At 57.4% G+C, this 22,607-nt stretch carries 25 protein-coding genes; 10 read left to right on the plus strand and 15 right to left on the minus strand.

Annotated elements, in window-relative coordinates:
* The 4 genes from ETG88_RS07080 to hycA form a co-directional block, all read right to left on the minus strand.
* Complete coding sequence (locus tag ETG88_RS07080) at positions 1 to 924, minus strand: respiratory chain complex I subunit 1 family protein (RefSeq protein ID WP_100779156.1); 924 nt, start codon at positions 922 to 924, stop codon at positions 1 to 3.
* Between the two features lies 1 nt (position 925).
* Positions 926 to 2,752: a formate hydrogenlyase subunit 3 gene (gene hycC / locus ETG88_RS07085; protein WP_129035043.1), complete on the minus strand. Its 1,827-nt coding sequence runs from the start codon at positions 2,750 to 2,752 to the stop codon at positions 926 to 928.
* The gene (locus ETG88_RS07090; RefSeq protein ID WP_100779154.1) at positions 2,749 to 3,357 is read right to left on the minus strand and encodes a 4Fe-4S dicluster domain-containing protein; all 609 of its coding nucleotides are present in this window, start codon (positions 3,355 to 3,357) and stop codon (positions 2,749 to 2,751) included. Before ETG88_RS07090 ends, hycC begins: the two co-directional genes overlap by 4 nt.
* A 71-nt stretch (positions 3,358 to 3,428) precedes the next feature.
* Positions 3,429 to 3,884, minus strand: a complete 456-nt coding sequence (gene hycA, locus ETG88_RS07095; RefSeq protein WP_100779153.1) for a formate hydrogenlyase regulator HycA — start codon at positions 3,882 to 3,884, stop codon at positions 3,429 to 3,431.
* Between the two features lie 210 nt (positions 3,885 to 4,094).
* Between hycA and hypA the strand changes: the two genes are divergently transcribed.
* Genes hypA through flhA form a run of 6 tightly spaced genes read left to right on the plus strand, consistent with a single transcriptional unit; the run spans position 4,095 to position 9,840 of the window.
* Entirely contained in the window at positions 4,095 to 4,445 is a 351-nt protein-coding gene (hypA, locus tag ETG88_RS07100) for a hydrogenase maturation nickel metallochaperone HypA (RefSeq protein ID WP_129035044.1), read from the plus strand.
* Between the two features lie 3 nt (positions 4,446 to 4,448).
* On the plus strand, positions 4,449 to 5,312 hold the full coding sequence (hypB, locus tag ETG88_RS07105) for a hydrogenase nickel incorporation protein HypB (RefSeq protein ID WP_129035045.1): 864 nt from the start codon (positions 4,449 to 4,451) through the stop codon (positions 5,310 to 5,312).
* A complete protein-coding gene (locus tag ETG88_RS07110) occupies positions 5,303 to 5,575 on the plus strand; it encodes a HypC/HybG/HupF family hydrogenase formation chaperone (protein ID WP_129035046.1) in 273 nt (90 codons plus the stop codon). Before hypB ends, ETG88_RS07110 begins: the two co-directional genes overlap by 10 nt.
* 3 nt (positions 5,576 to 5,578) lie before the next feature.
* The gene (hypD, locus tag ETG88_RS07115; RefSeq protein ID WP_129035047.1) at positions 5,579 to 6,700 is read left to right on the plus strand and encodes a hydrogenase formation protein HypD; all 1,122 of its coding nucleotides are present in this window, start codon (positions 5,579 to 5,581) and stop codon (positions 6,698 to 6,700) included.
* Positions 6,697 to 7,707 (plus strand): hydrogenase expression/formation protein HypE, encoded by a 1,011-nt coding sequence (gene hypE, locus ETG88_RS07120; protein ID WP_129035048.1) that lies wholly within the window; start codon positions 6,697 to 6,699, stop codon positions 7,705 to 7,707. The genes hypD and hypE overlap by 4 nt, the downstream gene beginning before the upstream one ends.
* A gap of 60 nt (positions 7,708 to 7,767) precedes the next feature.
* A complete protein-coding gene (gene flhA / locus ETG88_RS07125; RefSeq protein WP_102105438.1) occupies positions 7,768 to 9,840 on the plus strand; it encodes a formate hydrogenlyase transcriptional activator FlhA in 2,073 nt (690 codons plus the stop codon).
* 27 nt (positions 9,841 to 9,867) lie between these two features.
* Here the strand turns inward: flhA and ETG88_RS07130 are convergent, their stop codons facing one another.
* Complete coding sequence (locus ETG88_RS07130; protein WP_100779146.1) at positions 9,868 to 10,212, minus strand: nitrous oxide-stimulated promoter family protein; 345 nt, start codon at positions 10,210 to 10,212, stop codon at positions 9,868 to 9,870.
* Positions 10,213 to 10,399: 187 nt separating this feature from the next.
* Between ETG88_RS07130 and ETG88_RS07135 the strand changes: the two genes are divergently transcribed.
* Entirely contained in the window at positions 10,400 to 10,630 is a 231-nt protein-coding gene (locus ETG88_RS07135) for a SymE family type I addiction module toxin (protein WP_102105440.1), read from the plus strand.
* 113 nt (positions 10,631 to 10,743) lie between these two features.
* A complete protein-coding gene (mutS, locus tag ETG88_RS07140; RefSeq protein WP_129035049.1) occupies positions 10,744 to 13,305 on the plus strand; it encodes a DNA mismatch repair protein MutS in 2,562 nt (853 codons plus the stop codon).
* A gap of 16 nt (positions 13,306 to 13,321) precedes the next feature.
* Here the strand turns inward: mutS and ETG88_RS07145 are convergent, their stop codons facing one another.
* Positions 13,322 to 14,209, minus strand: a complete 888-nt coding sequence (locus ETG88_RS07145) for a LysR family transcriptional regulator (RefSeq protein WP_129035050.1) — start codon at positions 14,207 to 14,209, stop codon at positions 13,322 to 13,324.
* Positions 14,210 to 14,318: 109 nt separating this feature from the next.
* Between ETG88_RS07145 and ETG88_RS07150 the strand changes: the two genes are divergently transcribed.
* Entirely contained in the window at positions 14,319 to 15,527 is a 1,209-nt protein-coding gene (locus ETG88_RS07150) for an MFS transporter (RefSeq protein ID WP_129035051.1), read from the plus strand.
* Entirely contained in the window at positions 15,524 to 15,901 is a 378-nt protein-coding gene (locus ETG88_RS07155) for a DUF4440 domain-containing protein (protein WP_129035052.1), read from the plus strand. Before ETG88_RS07150 ends, ETG88_RS07155 begins: the two co-directional genes overlap by 4 nt.
* Positions 15,902 to 15,950: 49 nt before the next feature.
* On the opposite strand, the gene rpoS is transcribed toward ETG88_RS07155, so the two are convergent.
* The 9 genes from rpoS to ETG88_RS07200 all read right to left on the minus strand — a co-directional run bounded on the left by rpoS (position 15,951) and on the right by ETG88_RS07200 (position 22,575).
* Complete coding sequence (gene rpoS, locus ETG88_RS07160) at positions 15,951 to 16,943, minus strand: RNA polymerase sigma factor RpoS (protein WP_095283101.1); 993 nt, start codon at positions 16,941 to 16,943, stop codon at positions 15,951 to 15,953.
* 60 nt (positions 16,944 to 17,003) lie between these two features.
* Positions 17,004 to 18,128 (minus strand): murein hydrolase activator NlpD, encoded by a 1,125-nt coding sequence (gene nlpD, locus ETG88_RS07165; protein WP_100779140.1) that lies wholly within the window; start codon positions 18,126 to 18,128, stop codon positions 17,004 to 17,006.
* 116 nt (positions 18,129 to 18,244) lie between these two features.
* On the minus strand, positions 18,245 to 18,871 hold the full coding sequence (locus ETG88_RS07170; RefSeq protein ID WP_100779139.1) for a protein-L-isoaspartate(D-aspartate) O-methyltransferase: 627 nt from the start codon (positions 18,869 to 18,871) through the stop codon (positions 18,245 to 18,247).
* Positions 18,865 to 19,626, minus strand: coding sequence for a 5'/3'-nucleotidase SurE (gene surE, locus ETG88_RS07175; protein ID WP_100779138.1), 762 nt, complete (start codon positions 19,624 to 19,626; stop codon positions 18,865 to 18,867). Before surE ends, ETG88_RS07170 begins: the two co-directional genes overlap by 7 nt.
* Positions 19,607 to 20,656: a tRNA pseudouridine(13) synthase TruD gene (gene truD, locus ETG88_RS07180; protein WP_129035053.1), complete on the minus strand. Its 1,050-nt coding sequence runs from the start codon at positions 20,654 to 20,656 to the stop codon at positions 19,607 to 19,609. Before truD ends, surE begins: the two co-directional genes overlap by 20 nt.
* Positions 20,653 to 21,132, minus strand: a complete 480-nt coding sequence (gene ispF, locus ETG88_RS07185; RefSeq protein WP_017457714.1) for a 2-C-methyl-D-erythritol 2,4-cyclodiphosphate synthase — start codon at positions 21,130 to 21,132, stop codon at positions 20,653 to 20,655. Before ispF ends, truD begins: the two co-directional genes overlap by 4 nt.
* Positions 21,132 to 21,842 (minus strand): 2-C-methyl-D-erythritol 4-phosphate cytidylyltransferase, encoded by a 711-nt coding sequence (gene ispD / locus ETG88_RS07190; protein ID WP_129035054.1) that lies wholly within the window; start codon positions 21,840 to 21,842, stop codon positions 21,132 to 21,134. Before ispD ends, ispF begins: the two co-directional genes overlap by 1 nt.
* 19 nt (positions 21,843 to 21,861) lie before the next feature.
* Positions 21,862 to 22,173: a cell division protein FtsB gene (gene ftsB / locus ETG88_RS07195; RefSeq protein ID WP_100779135.1), complete on the minus strand. Its 312-nt coding sequence runs from the start codon at positions 22,171 to 22,173 to the stop codon at positions 21,862 to 21,864.
* A gap of 78 nt (positions 22,174 to 22,251) precedes the next feature.
* A complete protein-coding gene (locus ETG88_RS07200; RefSeq protein ID WP_100779134.1) occupies positions 22,252 to 22,575 on the minus strand; it encodes a DUF3561 family protein in 324 nt (107 codons plus the stop codon).
* Positions 22,576 to 22,607: the final 32 nt, after the last annotated feature.

The following is a 22,607-nucleotide window of genomic DNA, read 5'->3' on the forward strand; positions in this document are numbered from 1 at the left end:
TCACGCCACCAGCAAGGAGACGAAGGCTAAAAATGCGAACCCAAAACCGGCCCAGGTGACGCGCGACGTGGCGTTGAAACGCAGTCGCGCCATGCTGTTTTCAAACAGCGCGATAATCAGCACCCCCGCCACCAGCTTGAGCACGGCGATAACCACTGCCAGCAGCAAACCCGCCGCCGAGAAGTGTGTCATCTGCCCCCACGGGAAGAAGACGCCGACAAACATTTGCAGGACCACCAGCTGTTTGAGGCTGATGCCCCACTTCAGCACCGCAAAGCCGTAGCCGCTGTACTCCGTGAGCGGCCCTTCCTGCAGCTCCTGCTCCGCTTCCGCGAGGTCAAAGGGCAGTTTTCCCATCTCAATAAAGGTGGCGAAGGCACAGGCGCAGAGCGCCAGCAGCAGCGGAACGGTGCGCGTAACCGGCCAGTGATAAACCGTGTCAGTGATAAAGCTGATATGGGTGGAACCCGCGACCTGCGCGGCCACCCACAGGCCCAGCAGCAGGATCGGTTCCACCAGCACGCCGAGCATCGCTTCGCGGCTGGCGCCGATACCGGTAAACGGACTGCCCGTATCCAGCCCTGCAATTGCAAAGAAAAAGCGCGCGATAGCGAAGAGGTAGATCAGGGTGATCAGATCGCCGAGCACCGGCAGAGGCGACGCGACGGTCACCACCGGCAGCGCGGTGGCGATGGTCAGCATCACGCCGACCATCACGAACGGCGTCAGGCGGAACACCCAGCCGGACGCATCCGGGGCGATGCTCTGACGACCCATCAGTTTGATGAGGTCACGGTACTCCTGAAGCACGCCTGGACCGCGACGATTGTGCATCCGGGCGCGGGCCACGCGGGTAATGCCCGAAAGCAGTGGCGCAACGGCGAATAACACCAGCGCCTGAAGTAATGCCAGTAACAGACTCATGTCAGGCTCCTCGTGAAATCACAATCACCACCAGCACCGCCAGCTCGATCACGGCGAGACGACGGAACAGCGTCGGTGCAGCCGCGCTTTGCCAGCCGGGAATCACCTTCACCGGGTTCAGCGCGTGGCGCAGTTTCAGGACAAAGGCGAAGTTCTCTTTCACCGGCATCGCAAAACCGTGGGCGGTGATGACCATCGATTGTTCGTGCTCGTACCCGCACGCCCATGCCGTTCCGCGTGAACGCGCAGGCAGACGGTCGCGTTTGAAGAACATCATCAGCACCAGCGGCAACAGCGGCGCGGCGATCAGCAGCAGGGCAATCATCGGCTGGGAAACGGCGGTGTGCGCGGTCGTGAGCGGTAGCGGAACCGCACTCCCCAGCAGCGGCAGCAGCCACGGCACGGCAACGCCACCCGCGATGCAGCACAGGGCCAGCAGAACCACGCTTGCGGTCATCAGTGCCGGTGCACATCGGGCATTTTCTGCCTCCGGAGTGCGCGGTGCGCCAAGGAAGGTGACGCCGTAAACTTTCGCCATACACATCACCGCCAGCGCCCCGGTGATCGCGAGGCCGACCGCCAGCATTGGCCCGAGCAGACGGGCAATAAAGAGGTCGCTCTGACCCAGCGCAAAGAAGGACTGATAGATCACCCACTCACCGGCAAAACCGTTGAGCGGCGGCAGTGCGGCCATCGCCATCAACCCCACCAGCATCGCGAGCGAAATCAGCGGCATTTTTTTACCGATACCGCCCAGCTTTTCGATATCGCGATGCCCGGTGCGGAACCAGACGCTGCCCGCCCCCAGGAACAGAGTGCTTTTAAACAGGCTATGGTTAACCAGATGGTACAGCCCGCCGATAAACCCGGCGGCGACCAGCGCCGGATGGTTCAGTGCCAGCCCCGTTACACCCGCGCCTAAGCCAAGCAGGATGATGCCGATGTTTTCAAGGGTGTGATACGCCAGCAGACGCTGGATGTTGTGCTCCATCAGGGCGTACAGCCCGCCGACAAAGGCGGTGATCATCCCGGCAATCAACAGCACTACGCCCCACCACAGCGGCGGTTGGCCACCGATAAGCGAAAGCGTGAGGATGCCAAACAGACCGACTTTCATCACCACCGTCGAGAACAGCGTCGCGGCGGGCGCTGACGCAGTGGCGTGTGCCTGCGGCACCCAGCCGTGCAGCGGAATAATCCCCGCCAGCAGACCAAAGCCGACCACGCCAGAAAGCCAGATATCGGCCCCAAACGGCAGCAACTGCGCGCGAGCGCTCAGCAGATCCAGGTCAAGCGTGCCGTAGCGCTGCCACACCAGCCAGCAGGTGAGCGCCAGTAAAAGGGTGCCGAGACGTCCCAGGAAAAACCACAGTTTGCCGGACGGGCTGCATCCCGTGAGGAACACTCCGCACAGCGCCATGATCTCCGCCATTACGACCAGCGCGGCCAGGTTGCTGGCCACCACGGTACAGACGGCGGCTGCGAGCAGCAGATTGACGAGCAGACCGTTCGGTTTGGTCTGCGGGTGACGGTGCCAGTCAATATTAAACAGACTGACAAACAGCCCGCACAGGCCAAAGGTCACCAGCCAGATCGCATTCAGCGGCGTGAGCTGAAGAGTGTGGCGAATCAGCGGCATGACGCCTTCTGCATGGACACCCTGCGTCAACACCATGAATCCGGCTATCGCCGTGATGACACTCCCCGCCGCGCCGCCGATTCCGGCAATCCATCCGCTGAGGGTTTTGTGAAAAGAGAAGACCAGCGCCAGCACCGCCGTCGCAGCAAAGCAGGCTACGGCGCTGTTAATCAGATAGACAGCGTTCATTTCGCCCCCTCGTTTTGCGCCTGAAACAGCGACAGATCGCCAAAGTCGGTATTAATGGTCAGTTCGCGTTTGCGCTTACTGGTGCGAGCGATATCGTGGATATTGACCAGAATCAGCGCTTTAGTTGGGCAGGTGCGTACGCAGGCGGGGCCTTGTTCGTCAAAGCTGCACAGATCGCACTTCACCGCCACGGCGCGCACGCCCGGCACCCAGTCCAGCAGGGTACTGACGCGAGCCGGTGCGGGAGGCGCAGGTGGCGCTTTTGGCGAATTGGCATTGGCCGGAATATGCAGCGGGCGGCTGCCAGAAAATTCAATCGCGCCAAACGGACAGGCGATGCCGCACAGTTTGCAGCTTACGCACAGGCTTTCGTTCAGCTGAACAGCACCATCGATACGGTTGATGGCATTCACAGGACAGACGCCCGCACAGGGGGCATCCTCACATTGATGGCAGAGCTGCGGGGCAGACTCTTTTTCATTACGCATAACGCGCAGGCGCGGCATGGACTGCAGCCCGTGCAGGCGGTGTGTTTCGGAACACGCCGCTTCACAGGTGTGGCAGCCAATACAGACCGTCGAGTCAGCAATTACAAAACGGTTCACCGGGTAGTCCTCAGGACAGTGTCATTTTTGACGACGGACGTGCCATATCGACACATCTCGACACGCAAGCATCAGGCCGTGTGCGGTTCGCTGGTAAGCGACTGCAGATTCACCGGCAAATTGTGCTCGACCGCGGAATAGAGGCCGTTGTAAACCGGCGCGATTTTTTCCAGATAGTGTTCAAGCACCTGGTGGCGATCGCGGGTGCTGACGTGGCCGTCAACCATGCCGTCGATCATCAGCTGCGCCTGGGCAATCCGCTGTCTGTCGCCATCTTTGGTCTCGACGTGATACTCAATGACGTGGCTGTTAAAGGCATCGGCCAGGGTGACGTAAATCGTAAAGTGGCCAAACAGGATGAAGCACAAATCCTCTTGCGCCGCACAGCTCATCGCGTGGTGCAGATGGGCTTTTGACAGGGTGATGCCCTGAACCAATGAGTTGCAGTAGAGGTGCCACTGCTCCTGTAATTGTTGATGGCGTTGCGCAATGTAATCCGCTTTTTCGCTAAGTTCCCAAATAGTCATCTCAGGTATCCGGTTAATGGAGATAGCGGCTGTTAAGCAGATTTTGTGCCAGTTTTTATCTTATTGATAATTAACAATTTAAAAATAAAACAGACTGTCAAAATGCGTGTGTCGACGTGTCATTTCGTCAGCGCCGTCATCGACACTCCCTTTCCTAAATCAGGCTGGCATCGTTATTGCATCACCGCCCCAAATCACCGAGGAGGCGTCATGCACGAAATCACCCTCTGCCAGCGAGCGCTGGAACTTATCGAACAGCAGGCGAAGCAGCACCACGCAAAACGCGTCACCGGCGTATGGCTCAAAGTCGGGGCATTTTCCTGCGTAGAGCCAGGTGCCCTCACCTTTTGCTTTGAGCTGGTGTGTCGCGACACGCTGGCAGAAGGCTGCGAGCTGCATCTCGAAGAGCAGCAGGCCGAATGCTGGTGCGAGACCTGCCAGCAGTACGTCACGTTGCTGTCATCGAAAGTGCGAAGCTGCCCGCAGTGTCAGAACACCGAGCTTCGCATCGTCGCGGACGACGGTTTGCAGATCCAGCGCCTCGAAATAGACCAGGAGTAAATCATGTGTAGTACCTGCGGTTGCGCCGAAGGCAACCTGTATATCGAAGGGGACGAGCATCGCCCCCACTCCGCGTTTCGCTCCGCGCCCTTCTCTCCCGCCCCGCGCAAAGTGGCGGCGCTGACCGGCATCACTTTTGCCCCGAAACAGTCTGACGCGGGCGATCTGCACTACGGCCACGGTGAAGCGGGCACGCATGCGCCAGGTATGAGCCAGCGCAAAATGCTGGAGGTCGAAATTAACGTGCTGGATAAGAACAACCAGCTCGCCGCCCGCAACCGCGCGCGTTTCGCCGCTCGTCAGCAATTAGTGCTGAACCTGGTGTCCAGCCCCGGTTCCGGTAAAACCACGCTGCTGACGGAAACCCTTAAACGTCTCAATCACCGCGTCTCCTGCGCGGTAATCGAAGGCGATCAGCAGACCGTTAATGACGCGGCGCGCATTCGTGAAACCGGCACCCCGGCCATTCAGGTGAATACGGGCAAAGGCTGTCATCTGGATGCGCAGATGATTGCCGACGCCGCGCCGCGTCTGCCTCTTGCCGATAACGGCATTCTGTTTATCGAAAACGTCGGCAACCTGGTCTGCCCGGCCAGTTTTGATCTCGGCGAACGGCATAAAGTGGCGGTGCTGTCGGTGACCGAGGGCGAGGACAAGCCGCTGAAATATCCGCATATGTTTGCCGCCGCCTCGCTGATGTTGCTTAACAAAGTCGACCTGCTGCCCTATCTCAATTTTGACGTTGAGAAGTGCCTGGCCTTTGCCCGGGAAGTGAACCCGGAGATTAAAATTTTGCTGGTTTCCGCCACCAAGGGCGACGGCATGGAGAGCTGGCTGGCCTGGCTGGAGAACGAACGATGTGCATAGGCGTTCCGGGACACATCCGCGATATCGACGGTAATCAGGCCAAAGTGGACGTCTGCGGCATACTGCGCGATGTCGATTTAACGCTGGTGGGCGCGGTTGACGAAAACGGTGCCTCGCGCCTCGGCCAGTGGGTTCTGGTGCACGTAGGATTCGCCATGAGCGTGATTAACGAAGCCGAGGCCCGTGACACCCTGGCGGCGCTGCAAAATATGTTTGAAGTGGAGCCAGACGTCGGCGCCCTGCTGTTTGGCGAGGAGCGATAAATCATGCGCTACGTTGATGAATATCGCGCGCCGGAACAGGTGATGCAGCTTATCGCACACCTGAAAACGCGCGCTGCCCGGCTGGATTACACCGCAGAGCGCCCGCTGCGCATCATGGAAGTGTGCGGCGGCCACACCCATGCGATCTTTAAATTCGGTCTCGATCAGCTCCTGCCCGATAACATCGAATTTATCCACGGCCCTGGCTGTCCGGTGTGCGTGCTGCCGATGGGCCGCATCGACAGCTGCATTGAGATTGCCCGCCAGCCGGACGTTATTTTTTGCACCTTTGGCGACGCGATGCGCGTGCCGGGGAAAAACGGTTCGCTGATGCAGGCCCGCGCACGCGGCGCGGATGTGCGAATCGTCTACTCGCCGATGGATGCCCTCAAGCTGGCGGCAGAGAATCCGGCGCGCAAAGTGGTCTTTTTCGGCCTGGGGTTTGAAACCACCATGCCCGCCACGGCCATCACCCTACAGCAGGCAAAAAAGCAGAATCTGACCAATTTTTTCTTTTTCTGTCAGCACATTACGCTTATCCCGACCCTGCGCAGCCTTCTGGACGAACCCGACAACGGGATCGATGCGTTTCTGGCACCGGGCCACGTCAGCATGGTGATAGGCACCGAGGCCTATGGGTTTATCGCCGCAGAGTATCATCGCCCATTAGTGGTGGCTGGATTCGAACCACTTGATCTACTACAAGGCGTGAACATGCTGGTTGAGCAGAAAATAGCAGCCCTGAGTTCGGTAGAAAATCAGTACCGCCGCGTGGTCCCCGATGCGGGCAACCGGCTGGCGCAGCAGGCCATCGCCGAAGTGTTTAGCGTCGAAGGCGACAGCGAATGGCGCGGGCTAGGTTTGATCGCGCAGTCCGGCGTGCATCTGACCGCCGCGTATCAGGCATTCGACGCCGAAGCGCATTTTCGCCCGCAGCCGCAGCAGGTGTGCGACGATCCCCGAGCCCGCTGTGGGGCGGTGTTAACCGGCAAATGCAAACCGCATCAATGCCCGTTATTTGGCAACACCTGTAATCCGCAAACGGCGTTTGGCGCGCTGATGGTCTCGTCCGAAGGGGCCTGCGCCGCGTGGTATCAGTACCGCAATCAGGAGTGTGAAGCATGAATACGGTGGAAATGGCCCACGGCAGCGGCGGCCAGGCGATGCAGCAGCTTATTGGCCGGCTGTTTATGGCGGCCTTTGATAACCCCTGGCTGGCAGAGCAGGAAGATCAGGCGCGTATCGCGCTCTCTTCCCTCACCGCGCAGGGTGACCGGCTGGCGTTTTCCACCGACAGCTACGTCATCGACCCGCTGTTTTTCCCCGGCGGTGATATCGGCAAGCTGGCGGTGTGCGGCACGGCGAATGATGTGGCGGTAAGCGGTGCAATCCCCCGCTATCTCTCCTGCGGCTTTATCCTCGAAGAGGGCCTGCCGATGGAAACGTTAACCACCGTCGTCAACAGCATGGCGCAGACCGCGCGCGACGCGGGTATTTCGATTGTGACTGGCGATACCAAAGTGGTGCAGCGCGGCGCAGCAGACAAACTGTTTATCAATACCGCAGGCATGGGCGCGATCCCGGCGGAGATCCACTGGGGGGCGCAGCAGCTTACCGTCGGTGATGTGCTGCTGGTGAGCGGAATGCTGGGCTGTCACGGCGCGACGATCCTGAATCTGCGCGAAGGGCTGGGGCTGGACGGCGAACTGCGCAGCGACTGCGCGGTGCTGACACCGCTTATCCAGACTTTGCGCAACTGCGCAGGCGTTAAAGCCCTGCGCGATGCCACGCGCGGCGGCGTAAATGCGGTGGCCCATGAGTTCGCCGCCGCCAGCGGCTGCGGCATTGAGCTGGTAGAAAGCCAACTGCCCGTCAAACCGGCGGTGCGCGGGCTGTGCGAACTGCTTGGTCTGGATCCGCTAAACTTTGCCAACGAAGGCAAACTGCTGATTGGCGTTGAACGCAGCGCAGCCGAAAACATACTGGCACAGCTGCGCAGCCATCCGCTGGGGCAGAACGCCGCGATCGTTGGGGAGGTGGTGGAGCGCAAAGGGGTGCGACTGACCGGCCTGTATGGCATCAAGCGCACACTGGATTTACCACACTCAGAACCGTTACCCCGAATTTGCTAGAACCGCGCGAAAAGCGGTCAGCACTGTTTCTCTTTTTTTGCCAGTTTCTTTGGAAGCGATATGTCGTATACACCGATGAGCGATCTTGGACAGCAAGGGCTGTTTGATATTACGCGTACACTTTTACAGCAGCCCGACCTGGGTTCACTGAGCGATGCCCTCACACGGCTGGTCAGGCAGTCTGCCCTCGCAGACAGCGCCGCGATTGTGCTCTGGAACAGCACCAGTCATCGCGCCAGCTACTATGCTACGCGCGATAACGGCAAGCCTGTCGAATATGAAGATGAAACGGTGCTGGCGCACGGCCCGGTGCGTCGTATTCTGTCGCGCCCGGACGCCCTGCACTGCAATTTCGACGAGTTTCGCCAGGCCTGGCCACGGCTTGCCGAAAGCCCGCTATATGCGCCCTTCGGTCATTACTGCCTGCTGCCACTGGCGGTGGATGGGCGTATCTTCGGCGGCTGTGAGTTTATCCGTAACGCCGATCAGCCCTGGAGCGAGGCGGAGTACGAGCGCCTGCATACCTTTACGCAAATTGTCAGCGTGGTGGCGGAGCAGATCCACAGCCGGGTCACGGATAATGTCGACTACGATCTGCTGAGCCGCGAGCGTGATAACTTCCGCATTCTGGTCGCGATTACCAACGCGGTGCTCTCCCGGCTGGACATGGACGAGCTGGTGAGCGAAGTCGCCAAAGAGATCCATCACTACTTCAAAATAGACGCCATCAGCATCGTGCTGCGGGGTCATCGCAAGGGCAAACTGACCATTCATTCCACGCACTATCTGGATGAAACGAATCCCGCCCATGAGCAGAGCGAAGTCGACGAGGCCGGAACCTTGTCCGAACAGGTGTTTAAAAACAAAGAGATGCTGCTGCTCAATCTGAGCGAGCGCGACGAGCTGGCCCCCTACGAGCGAATGCTGTTTAACTCCTGGGGCAACCAGATCCAGACCCTGTGCCTGCTGCCGCTGATGTCCGGCAACACCATGCTCGGCGTACTGAAACTGGCTCAGTGTGAAGAGCACATCTTTACCACTACCAACTTAAAGCTGCTGCGCCAGATTGCCGAGCGCATCGCCATCGCCCTCGATAATGCGCTGGCGTATCAGGAGATTCACCGTCTGAAAGAGCGGCTGGTGGATGAGAACCTGGCTCTGACGGAACAGCTGAACAATGTCGACAGCGAATTCGGCGAGATCATTGGCCGCAGCGACGCGATGTTCAGCGTGCTCAAGCAGGTGGAGATGGTGGCCCAGAGCGACAGCACGGTGCTGATCCTCGGCGAAACCGGCACCGGTAAAGAGCTGATCGCCCGCGCGATCCACAATCTGAGCAACCGCAATAGCCGCCGAATGGTGAAAATGAACTGCGCGGCGATGCCGGCAGGACTGCTAGAGAGCGATCTGTTTGGTCACGAACGCGGGGCGTTTACGGGCGCAAGTACCCAGCGCATCGGTCGTTTTGAGCTGGCCGATAAAAGCTCGCTGTTCCTCGATGAAGTGGGCGATATGCCGCTGGAGCTGCAGCCAAAACTGCTGCGCGTGCTGCAGGAACAGGAGTTCGAACGCCTCGGCAGTAACAAACTGATCCAGACCGACGTGCGCCTGATCGCCGCCACTAACCGCGATCTGAAAAAGATGGTTGCCGATCGCGAGTTCCGTAACGATCTCTACTATCGCCTGAACGTGTTCCCGATTTGCCTGCCTCCCCTGCGCGAGCGCCCGGACGACATTCCGCTGCTGGTGAAAGCCTTTACCGCCAAAATCGCCCGCCGGATGGGGCGCAATATCGACAGTATTCCGGCGGAAACCCTGCGCACGCTCTCCGCGATGGAGTGGCCGGGCAACGTCCGTGAGCTGGAAAACGTTATTGAGCGTGCGGTGCTGTTAACGCGCGGCAACGTGCTTCAGCTCTCTCTGCCGGAGCTGATGGTTGCAGAAAATCCGCTGCCTGCGGCAGAACTTCCGCAGGAGGGTGAGGACGAATACCAGCTGATTGTCCGCATTCTTAAAGAGACCAACGGCGTGGTCGCCGGGCCGAAAGGTGCCGCGCAGCGCCTGGGGCTGAAGCGCACCACGCTGCTTTCACGCATGAAACGGCTGGGTATTGAAAAGGATATGCTGGTCTAGACGCGGTATGCCGTGCCCGGCACGGCATCACGTCTTCGGACGATATTTTTCCGGCAGCTCTGGCACCGGGCGGCGATCGTCAATCAGATGACGAATCGTCAAAATCGGGTGACGCCACAGCATTCGCGGCCCTGCCCAGCGCATAATCTGCTTCATCTCTTCGCGTTTTGCGGGCTGGTAACAGTGCACCGGGCACTGCTTGCAGGCGGGCTTCTCTTCACCAAACACGCATTTATCCAGACGTTTTTCCGCATAGGCTTTCAGCGCCTGATAATGCCCTGCCTCATGTGTGGCCGCCGGGCATTGCTGTTCATACAGCGCAATCATTTTCCCGATAGTCTCTTTTTCGCGGGAGAGGCGTTTTCCTGACATGTCACGTTACCGGTTAATAAAGTGCATTTATAATACATTTTTATATCCCTTGTTTCAGCCCGATTTCATCATTTGCATTTCATTTTCTGAAGGCCGCTTCCAGTTTTAAACCGACTCCCGGCGCATTTTACTGGTATTTTATACAGGCAAATCTAAAGCCATCCTGACCGCTTTTAAGGGAGTTTTTATGTCTGACATGATCATTGCTCAACCCCATCGCCATCTTAAAGTGGGCTATTTCAGAAAGCGTCACGAAGATCGGAAGACCAAAATTCCGAAGCGCTACAGCGTACACCCCGCCCTCAGCCTGAAAGGCGACTGGCTGGAACAGGCAGGATTTAAAACAAATTCGCAGGTGCGGGTGAGGGTCGAACACGGGAAATTGCTCATTGAGCTGATGGATGAAGCGGCGGCGTAAACTCGCGACTTTTTACTGCGCCACGCCATTTTTTCATGCGACAATAGAGGGAATAAACGAGCTGTGGGTCGCTCAAAACGCAACAATTTCAAAGAAATGGATATCATAACTCCATGAGCACAATCGACAATTTAACCGCGCATACCCCGATGATGCAGCAGTACCTGAAGCTGAAAGCTCAGCATCCGGAAATTCTGCTGTTTTATCGTATGGGCGACTTTTACGAGCTTTTCTATGACGATGCCAAACGGGCGTCGCAACTGCTCGACATCTCTCTGACCAAACGTGGCGCGTCAGCAGGTGAACCGATCCCGATGGCCGGGATCCCGCATCATGCAGTGGAAAACTATCTGGCGAAGCTGGTGAATCAGGGTGAGTCCGTTGCCATCTGCGAACAGATAGGCGATCCGGCGACCTCCAAAGGCCCCGTTGAGCGCAAGGTTGTGCGCATCGTTACGCCGGGTACCATCAGCGACGAAGCGCTGTTGCAGGAGCGTCAGGATAACCTGCTCGCCGCCATCTGGCAGGACAGCAAAGGCTACGGCTACGCCACGCTGGATATTAGCTCCGGGCGTTTTCGCCTGAGCGAACCCGCCGACCGTGAAACCATGGCTGCAGAGCTGCAGCGCACCAATCCGGCGGAACTGCTTTACGCCGAAGATTTCGCCGAGATGGCCCTGATTGAAGGGCGTCGTGGTCTGCGCCGTCGCCCGCTGTGGGAGTTCGAAATTGACACGGCTCGCCAGCAGTTAAACCTGCAGTTTGGCACCCGCGACCTGATTGGCTTTGGTGTAGAGAACGCCCCGCGCGGTCTCTGCGCTGCAGGCTGCCTGCTGCAGTATGTGAAAGACACGCAGCGCACCACCCTGCCGCACATTCGCTCAATTACCATGGAGCGTCAACAGGACAGCATCATCATGGATGCCGCCACGCGCCGTAATCTGGAGATCACTCAGAATCTGGCCGGTGGGGTTGAAAACACGCTCGCGGCGGTGCTCGACAGTACCGTCACGCCGATGGGCAGCCGTATGCTTAAACGCTGGCTGCATATGCCGGTGCGCGATACGGCTGTGCTGAAAAGCCGCCAGCAGACCATTGGCGCGCTGCAGGATCGCTTTACAGAATTACAGCCCGTGCTGCGCCAGGTGGGCGATCTGGAACGTATTCTGGCCCGTCTCGCGCTGCGTACTGCGCGTCCGCGCGATCTGGCCCGTATGCGCCACGCTTTTCAGCAGTTGCCTGAACTGCGCGCGCAGCTGGCGGAAGTCGACAGCGCGCCTGTGCAAAAGCTGCGCGAAAGCATGGGTGAATTTACCGAGCTGCGCGAGCTGCTGGAGCGCGCGGTTGTGGAAGCGCCGCCGGTGCTGGTTCGCGACGGCGGTGTGATTGCCCCGGGTTACAACGAAGAGCTGGACGAATGGCGCGCCCTGGCAGACGGGGCCACTGATTATCTGGATAAGCTTGAGATCCGCGAGCGCGAACGTCTGGGCCTGGATACCCTGAAAGTCGGCTACAATGCGATTCACGGCTATTACATCCAAATCAGTCGTGGACAGAGTCACATGGCGCCGATTCACTACGTTCGTCGCCAGACGCTGAAGAACGCCGAACGCTACATCATTCCAGAGCTGAAAGAGTACGAAGACAAAGTTCTTACCTCCAAAGGCAAAGCCCTGGCATTGGAAAAGCAGCTTTATGAAGAGCTGTTCGACACGCTCCTGCCGCACCTGGCTGATATGCAGTTGAGCGCAAGCGCGCTTGCCGAGCTGGATGTGCTGGTAAACCTGGCAGAACGCGCTGATACGCTCAATTACACCTGTCCGACGTTCAGCGACAAACCAGGTATTCGCATTGCCGAAGGGCGTCATCCGGTGGTTGAGCAGGTGCTCAGCGAGCCGTTTATCGCCAACCCGCTGAATCTCTCTGCCCAGCGTCGCATGCTGATCATCACCGGCCCGAACATGGGCGGTAAAAGTACCTATATGCGTCAGACTGCGCTGATCGCCCTGCTGGCTTATATCGGCAGCTATGTTCCGGCGCAGAGTGTGGAGATCGGTCCTATTGATCGCATTTTCACCCGCGTGGGGGCGGCGGACGATCTGGCCAGTGGCCGCTCGACCTTCATGGTCGAGATGACCGAAACCGCCAACATTCTGCACAACGCGACGGAAAACAGCCTGGTGCTGATGGATGAGATCGGTCGTGGTACCTCTACCTACGATGGTCTTTCCCTCGCATGGGCGTGCGCTGAAAGTCTGGCGAATAAGATTAAAGCCCTGACCCTGTTTGCGACGCACTATTTTGAACTGACGCAACTGCCAGAGAAAATGGAGGGTGTCGCCAACGTTCATCTGGATGCGCTTGAGCACGGCGATACCATCGCTTTCATGCATACGGTGCAGGACGGAGCGGCCAGCAAGAGCTACGGCCTGGCCGTTGCCGCGCTGGCGGGCGTGCCAAAAGAGGTGATTAAACGCGCGCGCCAGAAACTCCGCGAGCTGGAAAGCCTGTCGCCGAACGCTGCTGCAACGCAGATTGACGGCTCACAGATGTCTTTGCTGACGCTGGCGGAAGAGACCTCACCGGCGCTCGAAGCGCTGGAGAATCTCGATCCAGATTCTCTGACACCGCGTCAGGCGCTGGAGTGGATCTATCGCCTGAAGAATCTGGCGTAAATTATCTCAGGCAGCATTAACCGGCTCGGGTGCGCAGATAGTCGATAAACACGCGCACCTTAGCCGAGACATGCTGCGCATCGGGATAGACCGCATAAATGCCCTGCTGCGCAAAGGTGTAGTCGGGTAAGACGTGTATCAGCCGCCCCTTTTCCAGTGCATTTTTTACCAGCCATTCTGGCAGCAATGCCACGCCCGCTCCCGCGAGCGCAAACGCCATCAGCGCCTGGGCGCTGTCGGCAAACAATCGCGCAGGACGCGTGATCTCTAACAGCACTTTTTTTCCAAAGGCATCCGTCACCTGCCAGCGTAATGGCGCAGGAAGGCGGTCATGAATCAACCACTCGGCCTGCGCCAGGGCGTCCAGCGAATCAACCGGGTGTGTAGAGAGCCATTCAGGGGCGGCCACGGGCAAAATCGTGAAACGCGAAATCTGCGCGGCGTGATAGCGAGAGTCGGCCAGCGTCCCCAGTCGAATGGCGACGTCAAAACGCTCTGCAATCAAATCGGCATGATGCGACGACGCAACGTGGCGTATCCGTAAATCCGGATGAAGCCGACTGAACTCCGCCAGAACCGGGATAATCACCTGCGCACCGTACTCCGGCGTGGAGGTGATTCGAAGCTCACCGCTCAGCCCAACGTGGCTGGCCCTGACTTCATCCTGCAAATTCTCCGCCGCTTTTAACAGCTCGACGCCACGCTGATAAAAGAGCGCGCCCGCTTCCGTGAGGGTGATTCTACGCGTAGAGCGCAGAAGTAACGTTACGCCCAACTCATTCTCCAGCTGGCGAATATTAAAACTGACAACGGCTTTGGTTTGCCCAAGCGTAGTGGCCGCCGCGGTAAAACTGCCGGTATCCACCACCGCCACGAAAATCGTCATTCGTTGAAGATTGAGCATTGCTGAATGCCATTACTGTCAAAATTATTTTGACAGTATATCGCCAGCGATGCCGTTTATCCCACGCTTTCTGACAGATACATTACCGCTCCTTAACAGAGGGTAAATCATGACGTATCGCCATAAAGTCGCCATTGTGTTTCTGCTGGGCTTTTTTCTCGACCTCATCAATATGTTTATCGCCAGCGTCGCCTTCCCGGCGATGGCGGTGGATCTAAACTCATCCGCCCCTGCGCTGGCATGGGTCAGTAATGGCTACATTGCTGGCATGACGCTGGTCATCCCTTTTAGCGCCCTTATCACCCGCAGGATTGGCGCAAAGCGCCTTTTCATTCTCTCTCTGACCTTGTTTTTTGCTGCGGCGTCCGCCGCCGGGCTGGCGGAGTCACTGAGCCATCTTATCTTCTGGCGGGTGCTTCAGGGAGCGGGCGGTGGTCTGCTGATCCCGGTTGGGCAGGCCCTGGCGTGGCAACAGTTTAAACCCCACGAGCGGGCCGGATTATCGACAGCGGTGATGCTGGTCGCTCTGCTCGCTCCCGCGAGTGCGCCGGCGCTGGGTGGAGTGCTTATTCAGTTCTTTAGCTGGCGATGGATCTTTTTTGCACCGCTGCCACTTGCGGTCGTCACGCTGCTGCTGGCCTGTCTGTGGCTCAAAAACGACACCACGCCATCAGGGCCTGCTCGTTTACTGCATTTGCCGCTACTGTCCGACCCGCTGCTGCGCTTCGCAATGCTGATCTATTTATGCGTACCGGGGATTTTCATTGGCGTGAACGTGGTCGGCCTGTTTTATCTGCAGAGTGTGGTAAAGATGACCCCGGCGGCAACGGGTGCGCTGATGCTCCCCTGGTCGCTCGCCTCGTTTATCGCCATTTCCGCTACCGGCAAATATTTCAACCGTCTTGGCCCACGCCCGTTGATAATCACCGGCTGTCTGCTGCAGGCGGCGGGAATCGCGGGTTTATCAGTGGTCTCGGCGACAACCCCTGAATACATCATCATCGCCCTCTTCGTACTGATGGGGGCTGGGGGCAGTCTGTGCAGCAGCACCGCTCAAAGCACCGCTTTTCTTAACGTGGCCTTTGACGAAATGCCGGATGCCAGCGCGCTGTGGAATATCAATCGCCAGCTGAGTTTCCTTCTGGGGGCTACGCTGCTGGCCGTGATGTTGAGCACTCTGCAACAGATTTTCACCCCTCTTCAGGCATGGCACGGGACATTCATTCTTGCAGGCCTCATCACGCTTGTACCGCTGTTTAGCGCGATCCGCCTGAACAACCAGCAGGTACTTATCCACCTTCATAAGGAACCATCATGAATCTGTTTAAAGATGAAATCATCAATGCGCACATTGCCATCGAAAACTGGCTCGGCAAAGGCGAAGGCGATCACGACGCGCTAATGGCGCATTTCTGCGAAGGATTTACCATGGTGACCCCGACCGGGGCATGTCTGGATTATCCTGCCCTGAGCGCGTTCTTTCTGGCACAGCGCGGCAGCCGTCCGGGGCTTTCCATTTTAGTCGACAATGTGGACGTGCTGGAGGCGTGGCCGAATGGCGCAGTGCTACGTTATCGCGAAGTGCAACATCAGCCTTCAACGCCAACGACCCCGAGATGGTCAACCGTGGTATTACGTCAACAAGGGGATAGCGTGCTCTGGCGCCATCTTCACGAAACAGTCGAACGTTAGAAAAGAAAAAGGCCCGTCTCTCGACGGGCCTTTTTTGATGAAAAGGTGCTTATTCGCGGAACAGCGCTTCGATATTCAGCCCTTGTCCCTGCAGGATTTCACGCAGGCGACGCAAACCTTCTACCTGAATCTGACGAACACGTTCACGAGTCAGGCCAATCTCACGGCCAACATCTTCCAGTGTCGCAGCTTCATACCCCAGCAGACCGAAACGACGTGCCAGCACTTCACGCTGTTTGGCGTTCAGTTCGAACAGCCATTTGACGATGCTCTGTTTCATATCATCGTCTTGCGTGGTGTCTTCCGGGCCGTTGTCTTTTTCATCGGCCAGGATGTCCAGCAGCGCTTTTTCGGAATCGCCACCCAGCGGGGTGTCGACGGAGGTAATACGCTCGTTAAGACGCAGCATACGGCTTACGTCATCAACCGGTTTATCGAGCTGCTCGGCAATCTCTTCCGCACTTGGCTCGTGATCCAGTTTATGGGACAACTCACGTGCAGTACGCAGATAGACGTTCAACTCTTTGACGATGTGAATCGGCAGGCGGATCGTACGGGTTTGGTTCATAATCGCCCGTTCGATAGTCTGACGAATCCACCAGGTCGCGTACGTAGAGAAACGGAACCCACGTTCTGGGTCAAACTTCTCAACGGCGCGGATCAGGCCCAGGTTGCCCTCTTCAATCAGATCCAGCAGTGCCAGACCACGATTGCTGTAACGACGAGCAATTTTCACCACCAGACGCAGGTTACTTTCGATCATGCGGCGGCGTGAGGCTACATCTCCACGCAATGCGCGACGCGCGAAATAGACTTCTTCTTCGGCCGTTAACAGTGGGGAATAACCAATCTCCCCAAGGTAAAGCTGAGTCGCGTCAAGCACACGCTGTGTGGCGCCCTGCGATAACAGCTCTTCTTCAGCTAAATCGTTATCACTGGGTTCCTCTTCAACCAAGGCTTTCTCATCAAAAGACTCGGCTCCGTTCTCATCAAATTCCGCATCTTCATTTAAATCATGAACTTTCAGCGTATTCTGACTCATAAGGTGGCTCCTACCCGTGATCCCTGAACGAGACACCCTGAAGTGGTATGTCCCGTCAAATTATCGCTGCGGTAAATATTGCAGCGGGTTTACGGATTTCCCCTTGTAACGAATTTCAAAATGCAAGCGTGTAGAACTGGTGCCGGTGCTACCCATGGTAGCGATTTTTTGCCCCGCCTTGATTTCTTGTTGTTCCCGGACCAGCATTGTATCGTTATGGGCGTAGGCACTCAGGTAATCATCGTTATGTTTGATGATAATAAGATTACCGTAACCGCGCAGAGCGTTACCGGCATATACAACGCGTCCATCTGCGGTCGCGATGATTGCCTGTCCCTTACTTCCTGCGATATCGATCCCTTTGTTTCCCCCCTCGGAGGAAGAGAAGTTCTCGATAACCTTGCCATCAGTCGGCCAGCGCCAGGTTGAAATTGGCGCACTGGCGGTTTGACTGCTGGCAGTCGGTACGGAAGAGCTAACCACAGGTGCCGTAACCGGTGCTGTGACGACAGTCGCAGACGGCTTATTATTCGGCAACATTTTGTTAGCACTCTGTTCACCTGAGTCTTCAGAATACGTAATTGTTGGTTGTGAAGCAACCACCGCGCTGGTATTTTGCGCAGGTTTCACACTATTGTTTTGCGCAGTGACATCCGCGGCTGAAACAGAGTTGCCTGGGGTCAGCGGTGTACCGGTCGCATTACCGACCTGCAGCGTCTGGCCGACTTCCAGGCCATACGGGGCTTGTACGTTGTTTCGCTGGGCGAGGTCACGGAAATCGTTCCCAGTGATCCACGCGATATAGAACAGCGTGTCGCCACGTTTTACGGTGTAGGTGCTGCCGCCCGTATAACTTCCTTTCGGAATGTTCCCATACTTGCGGTTATAGACTATGCGGCCATTCTCGGTCTGCACAGGTTGTTGCACTGGCTGAATCTGAGTTGGCTGCGTGATCGGCGTTTGAACAGGCTGTATCTGCGGAGTTTGCTGCGGTGCCGCAGTGCCCATTTTAGGCGGAGGCGTAATCAGCATTCCACCGGAAGTATTCCCCGAATTGCTGCTCCCGCCAACTGAGCTCACTGGCGCAGGGGGGTTATTAGAACTCGTGCAACCTGCCAGCCAAAGCGAAACCAATGACAATGCCGCGACACGGCTGATGGTGAATTTCGGGCTTCCCGCGCTCATTTATCCCCCAGGAATGTGTTAACTACCAGTGACTTAAAATTAACCGTGATGGCTCGAACCTTTTGCGCCACACCATACGCTGAATTTTTCCGAATAACCCTGGAAAATTCCGAGTATCAGGCAAGCTCTCCCTTAACAAGAGGCACAAAACGCACGGCTTCGACGGTATCGATAATGAACTCGCCGCCCCGTCGACAAACACGCTTCAGAAGCTGTTGTTCATCGCCCACCGGCAAAACGAGAATACCGCCATCGTCCAGCTGCGCCAGAAGCGCGGCCGGGATCTCAAGCGGTGCTGCCGTCACGATAATGGCATCAAATGGCGCACGGGCCTGCCAGCCCTGCCAGCCATCGCCGTGACGAGTTGAAACGTTATGTAAATCGAGCTGTTTAAGGCGACGACGGGCGTGCCACTGCAAGCCTTTAATTCGCTCGACGGAGCAGACGTGATGGACGAGATGAGCCAGAATCGCCGTCTGATACCCTGAACCGGTGCCGATTTCCAGCACCCGGGATTCCGGCGTCAGCTCCAGCAGCTCCGTCATACGCGCAACCATATACGGCTGTGAAATCGTCTGCCCTTGCCCAATCGGCAAAGCGACGTTTTCCCACGCTTTGTGTTCAAACGCCTCATCCACAAATTTCTCACGCGGAACCTGTGAGATTGCCTCAAGCACACGCTCGTCGGTGATGCCCTGAGTGCGTAATTGAGTCAGAAGAGCTTGTACACGTTTACTTACCATTGTGTGTTCACCCCGGCACGTTCCAGCCAGCCTGAGACCACATCTTGCGCGTTATAGGCGGTTAAATCTACGTGCAGCGGCGTAACGGACACATAGCCTGCATCCACCGCCGCAAAGTCCGTATCTGGCCCGGCGTCGCACTGCTCGCCAGGAGGACCAATCCAGTAAAGCGTATTTCCGCGCGGATCTTGCTGAGGAATCACCTGATCGGCTGGATGGCGACTGCCACAGCGCGTCACGCGAATACCTTTGATCTCGGCGAGAGGCAGATCCGGCACGTTGATATTCAGAATGCGACCGGTGCGCAGCGGCTCACGGCTGAGGGCGCGCAGGATCGAACAGGTGACGGCAGCGGCCGTATCGTAATGGGTATAACCATTGAGCGAGACCGCCAGCGCAGGGAACCCAAGATGACGCCCCTCCATCGCTGCCGCAACCGTTCCGGAGTAGATCACGTCATCGCCCAAGTTTGGGCCAGCGTTGATGCCTGAAACCACCACGTCCGGGCGCGGGCGCATCAGTGCGTTCACGCCGAGGAAAACGCAGTCCGTTGGCGTCCCCATCTGCACCGCGATATCGCCGTTTTCATAGGTGAAAGTGCGAAGGGACGACTCCAGCGTTAATGAGTTGGAGGCACCGCTGCGGTTACGATCGGGAGCAACAACCTGCACCTCGGCAAACTCGCGAAGGTGTTTAGCCAGCGTCTGAATTCCAGGCGCATGGATCCCATCATCGTTACTCAGCAATATTCGCATAGTCACCCGACGTATTGATTAGTTCCCTGACAACACTGGTGGCAAAGCTCCCTGCCGGCAGCCAGAAACGTAACTCTACGGTTACGTCATCCCACCAGTTCCAGCTTAGCTGCTGCGGATAGAGCAGCATCGCGCGGCGTGCCGCTTCAACTTTCTCCCGCACCAGCAATGATTGTAATTCTGTCGCCTCTGCAACCGCCGCCTGCTCCGCGACCAGCGCGTCGCCCTTCGTTCCCCACTCTCCCGAGCCGGGCAGCGCGGCGGTAATCAGCAGCGTTTTATTGTCGACGCGTGCCTGCAGATCGGCCATTTCATCGCTTGTGGCGACAAACCAACTGCCGCGTCCCGCTAATTGTAGCGCATCGCCGACAACAACTTGATTCGCGTCCGTTTTTTTCAGTCGTTCGCTCACAATCTGATTAAACAACGCACTGCGGGCTGCCGACAACCAAAAACTGCGTTTATTCCTGTCGCGAACCGAGGCATTGCTCTGCGCCCAGCGCAGCGCGCCCTGCAAATTGCTGCCGCCAATCCCGAAACGCTGGGTACCGAAATAGTTCGGCACGCCCTGCTCGTTGATGGCCGTCAGACGTTTTTCGACGTCATCACGGTCTGTGACTTCACGCAGCACCAGGGTAAACGTATTGCCCTGAAGCGCCCCCAGGCGCAACTTGCGCTTGTGGCGGGCGTACTCCAGCACTTTACAGCCTTCAAGCTCAAATTTGCTTAAATCAGGCATCGCATTGCCCGGCACGCGCGCGCACAGCCACTGTTCCGTGACCGCATGTTTGTCTTTTTGCCCCGCAAAGCTCACTTCACGGGCATGAATCTTGAGGAATTTTGCCAGCGCATCGGCCACAAAACGGGTGTTGCAGCCGTTTTTCAGAATACGCACCAGAATATGCTCGCCTTCGCCGTCCGGCTCAAAGCCGAGATCTTCCACGACCACGAAATCTTCTGGGCTGGCTTTCAGCAGGCCATTTCCCTGTGGTTTGCCGTGCAAATACGTCAGGTTAGCAAAGTCGATCATTTGGCCGCCTTCACCAGCAGCGCCACAGCCTCACAGGCGATACCTTCGCCGCGACCGGTAAAGCCGAGCTTCTCGGTGGTGGTCGCTTTGACGTTAACGTCATCCATATGGCAGCCGAGATCTTCAGCGATAAAAACGCGCATCTGCGGAATGTGTGGCAGCATTTTTGGCGCCTGAGCGATGATCGTCACATCGACATTGCCGAGGGTATAGCCCTTCGCCTGAATCCGGCGCCAGGCTTCACGCAGCAGCTCGCGGCTGTCCGCGCCTTTAAACGCCGGATCGGTGTCCGGGAACAGTTTACCGATATCGCCCAGCGCCGCCGCGCCGAGCAGAGCATCGGTTAAGGCATGCAGCGCAACATCGCCATCAGAGTGCGCGAGTAAGCCCTTCTCGAAGGGAATGCGTACGCCGCCAATGATAATCGGGCCAACGCCGCCAAAGGCGTGTACGTCAAAACCGTGTCCAATTCGCATTATGCCTTCTCCTGAGGGATCGTACGGGTAAGATAAAATTCCGCGAGCTGTAAGTCTTCCGGGCGCGTCACTTTTATATTATCAGCGCGCCCCTCAATCAGCTCAGGGTGAAAACCGCAATACTCCAGCGCCGACGCTTCATCGGTGATGGTGGCGCTTTCATTGAGCGCGCGGGTTAAACAGCTTTTGAGCAGTTCGCGGGGGAAAAACTGGGGGGTCAGCGCGTGCCATAAATCGACGCGCTCAACGGTATGGGCGATAGCTTGAACCCCCGGCTCTGCGCGCTTCATGGTGTCGCGCACGGGCGAGGCCAGAATGCCACCCGTGGCGCTGGTTTCGCTGAGCTTAAGCAGACGGGCCAGATCGTCCTGATGCAGGCAGGGGCGTGCAGCGTCGTGCACCAGCACCCACTCGGCATTACCCGCCGCGCGAAGGCCTGCAAGAACGGAGTCGGCGCGCTCTGCGCCACCATCAACGACGGTAATCTGTGGGTGATTTGCCAGCGGTAGATCGGCAAAACGGGCATCGCCCGGACTGATGGCGATCACGACGCGCGTCACCCGTGGATGCGCCAGCAGCGCCGCGACGGAGTGTTCAAGGATCGTTTTATCGCCAATGGAAAGGTACTGCTTAGGACACTCTGTTTGCATGCGCCGACCGAAACCTGCTGCCGGTACCACAGCGCATACATCCGAAAAAGTCACTGCCATGTCGTAATCCTGGGCCTGATTATCGATTGTTTTGTGCTGAGCCCTGACTGCGTTTAGACGCATCCGGCACCAGACGATAAAAAGTTTCGCCCGGCTTAGTCATACTGAGTTCGTTGCGTGCGCGTTCCTCAATCGCTTCTTGCCCGCCATTGAGGTCGTCAATTTCAGCAAAGAGTTGATCGTTTCGCGCTTTGAGTTTTGCGTTTGTTGCCTGCTGTGCCGTGACGTCATCATTGACGCGACTGTAGTCGTGAAGACCGTTCTTACCGAACCACAGCGAATACTGTAGCCAGACCAGCAAAGCCAGCAACAGCAGTGTTAATTTACCCATCCAGCCCCCTGAAAAACGGCATCATCATCCCATAACTTTCCGTTCGACTCTACTCTGGGGTTTTAATTATGTCGCAAGTTAGCCCATCAGCCATAAAAACAGCAGGCCGAAAATGATGACCACGGTGGCAATGGTGATAATGGTGCTGTAGAACAGGCGGCCATTCAGCAGCGAGTGCAGCGCAATGCCAACCACAACCGCGACGGGCATCAGCGCGAGAAAGAAAGGCCAGGTGTAGAGGAAGAAAAACAGCGTATTGCGGCCATAGATCAGAAACGGGATGCCGAGCGCCAGCAACCACGAGACGAAGCCGACCACGGCCCCAGGAAGTGACCAGGTCGTGTCGTCATCAGTCGATACGGTGTCCGACGTGGTGATAATGTAATTCTCACTGTTACGCATAGCAGATCCTGTGACCATGACACATCTTACGG

The organism is Lelliottia nimipressuralis (assembly GCF_004115925.1).
Lineage (GTDB): Bacteria > Pseudomonadota > Gammaproteobacteria > Enterobacterales > Enterobacteriaceae > Enterobacter > Enterobacter nimipressuralis.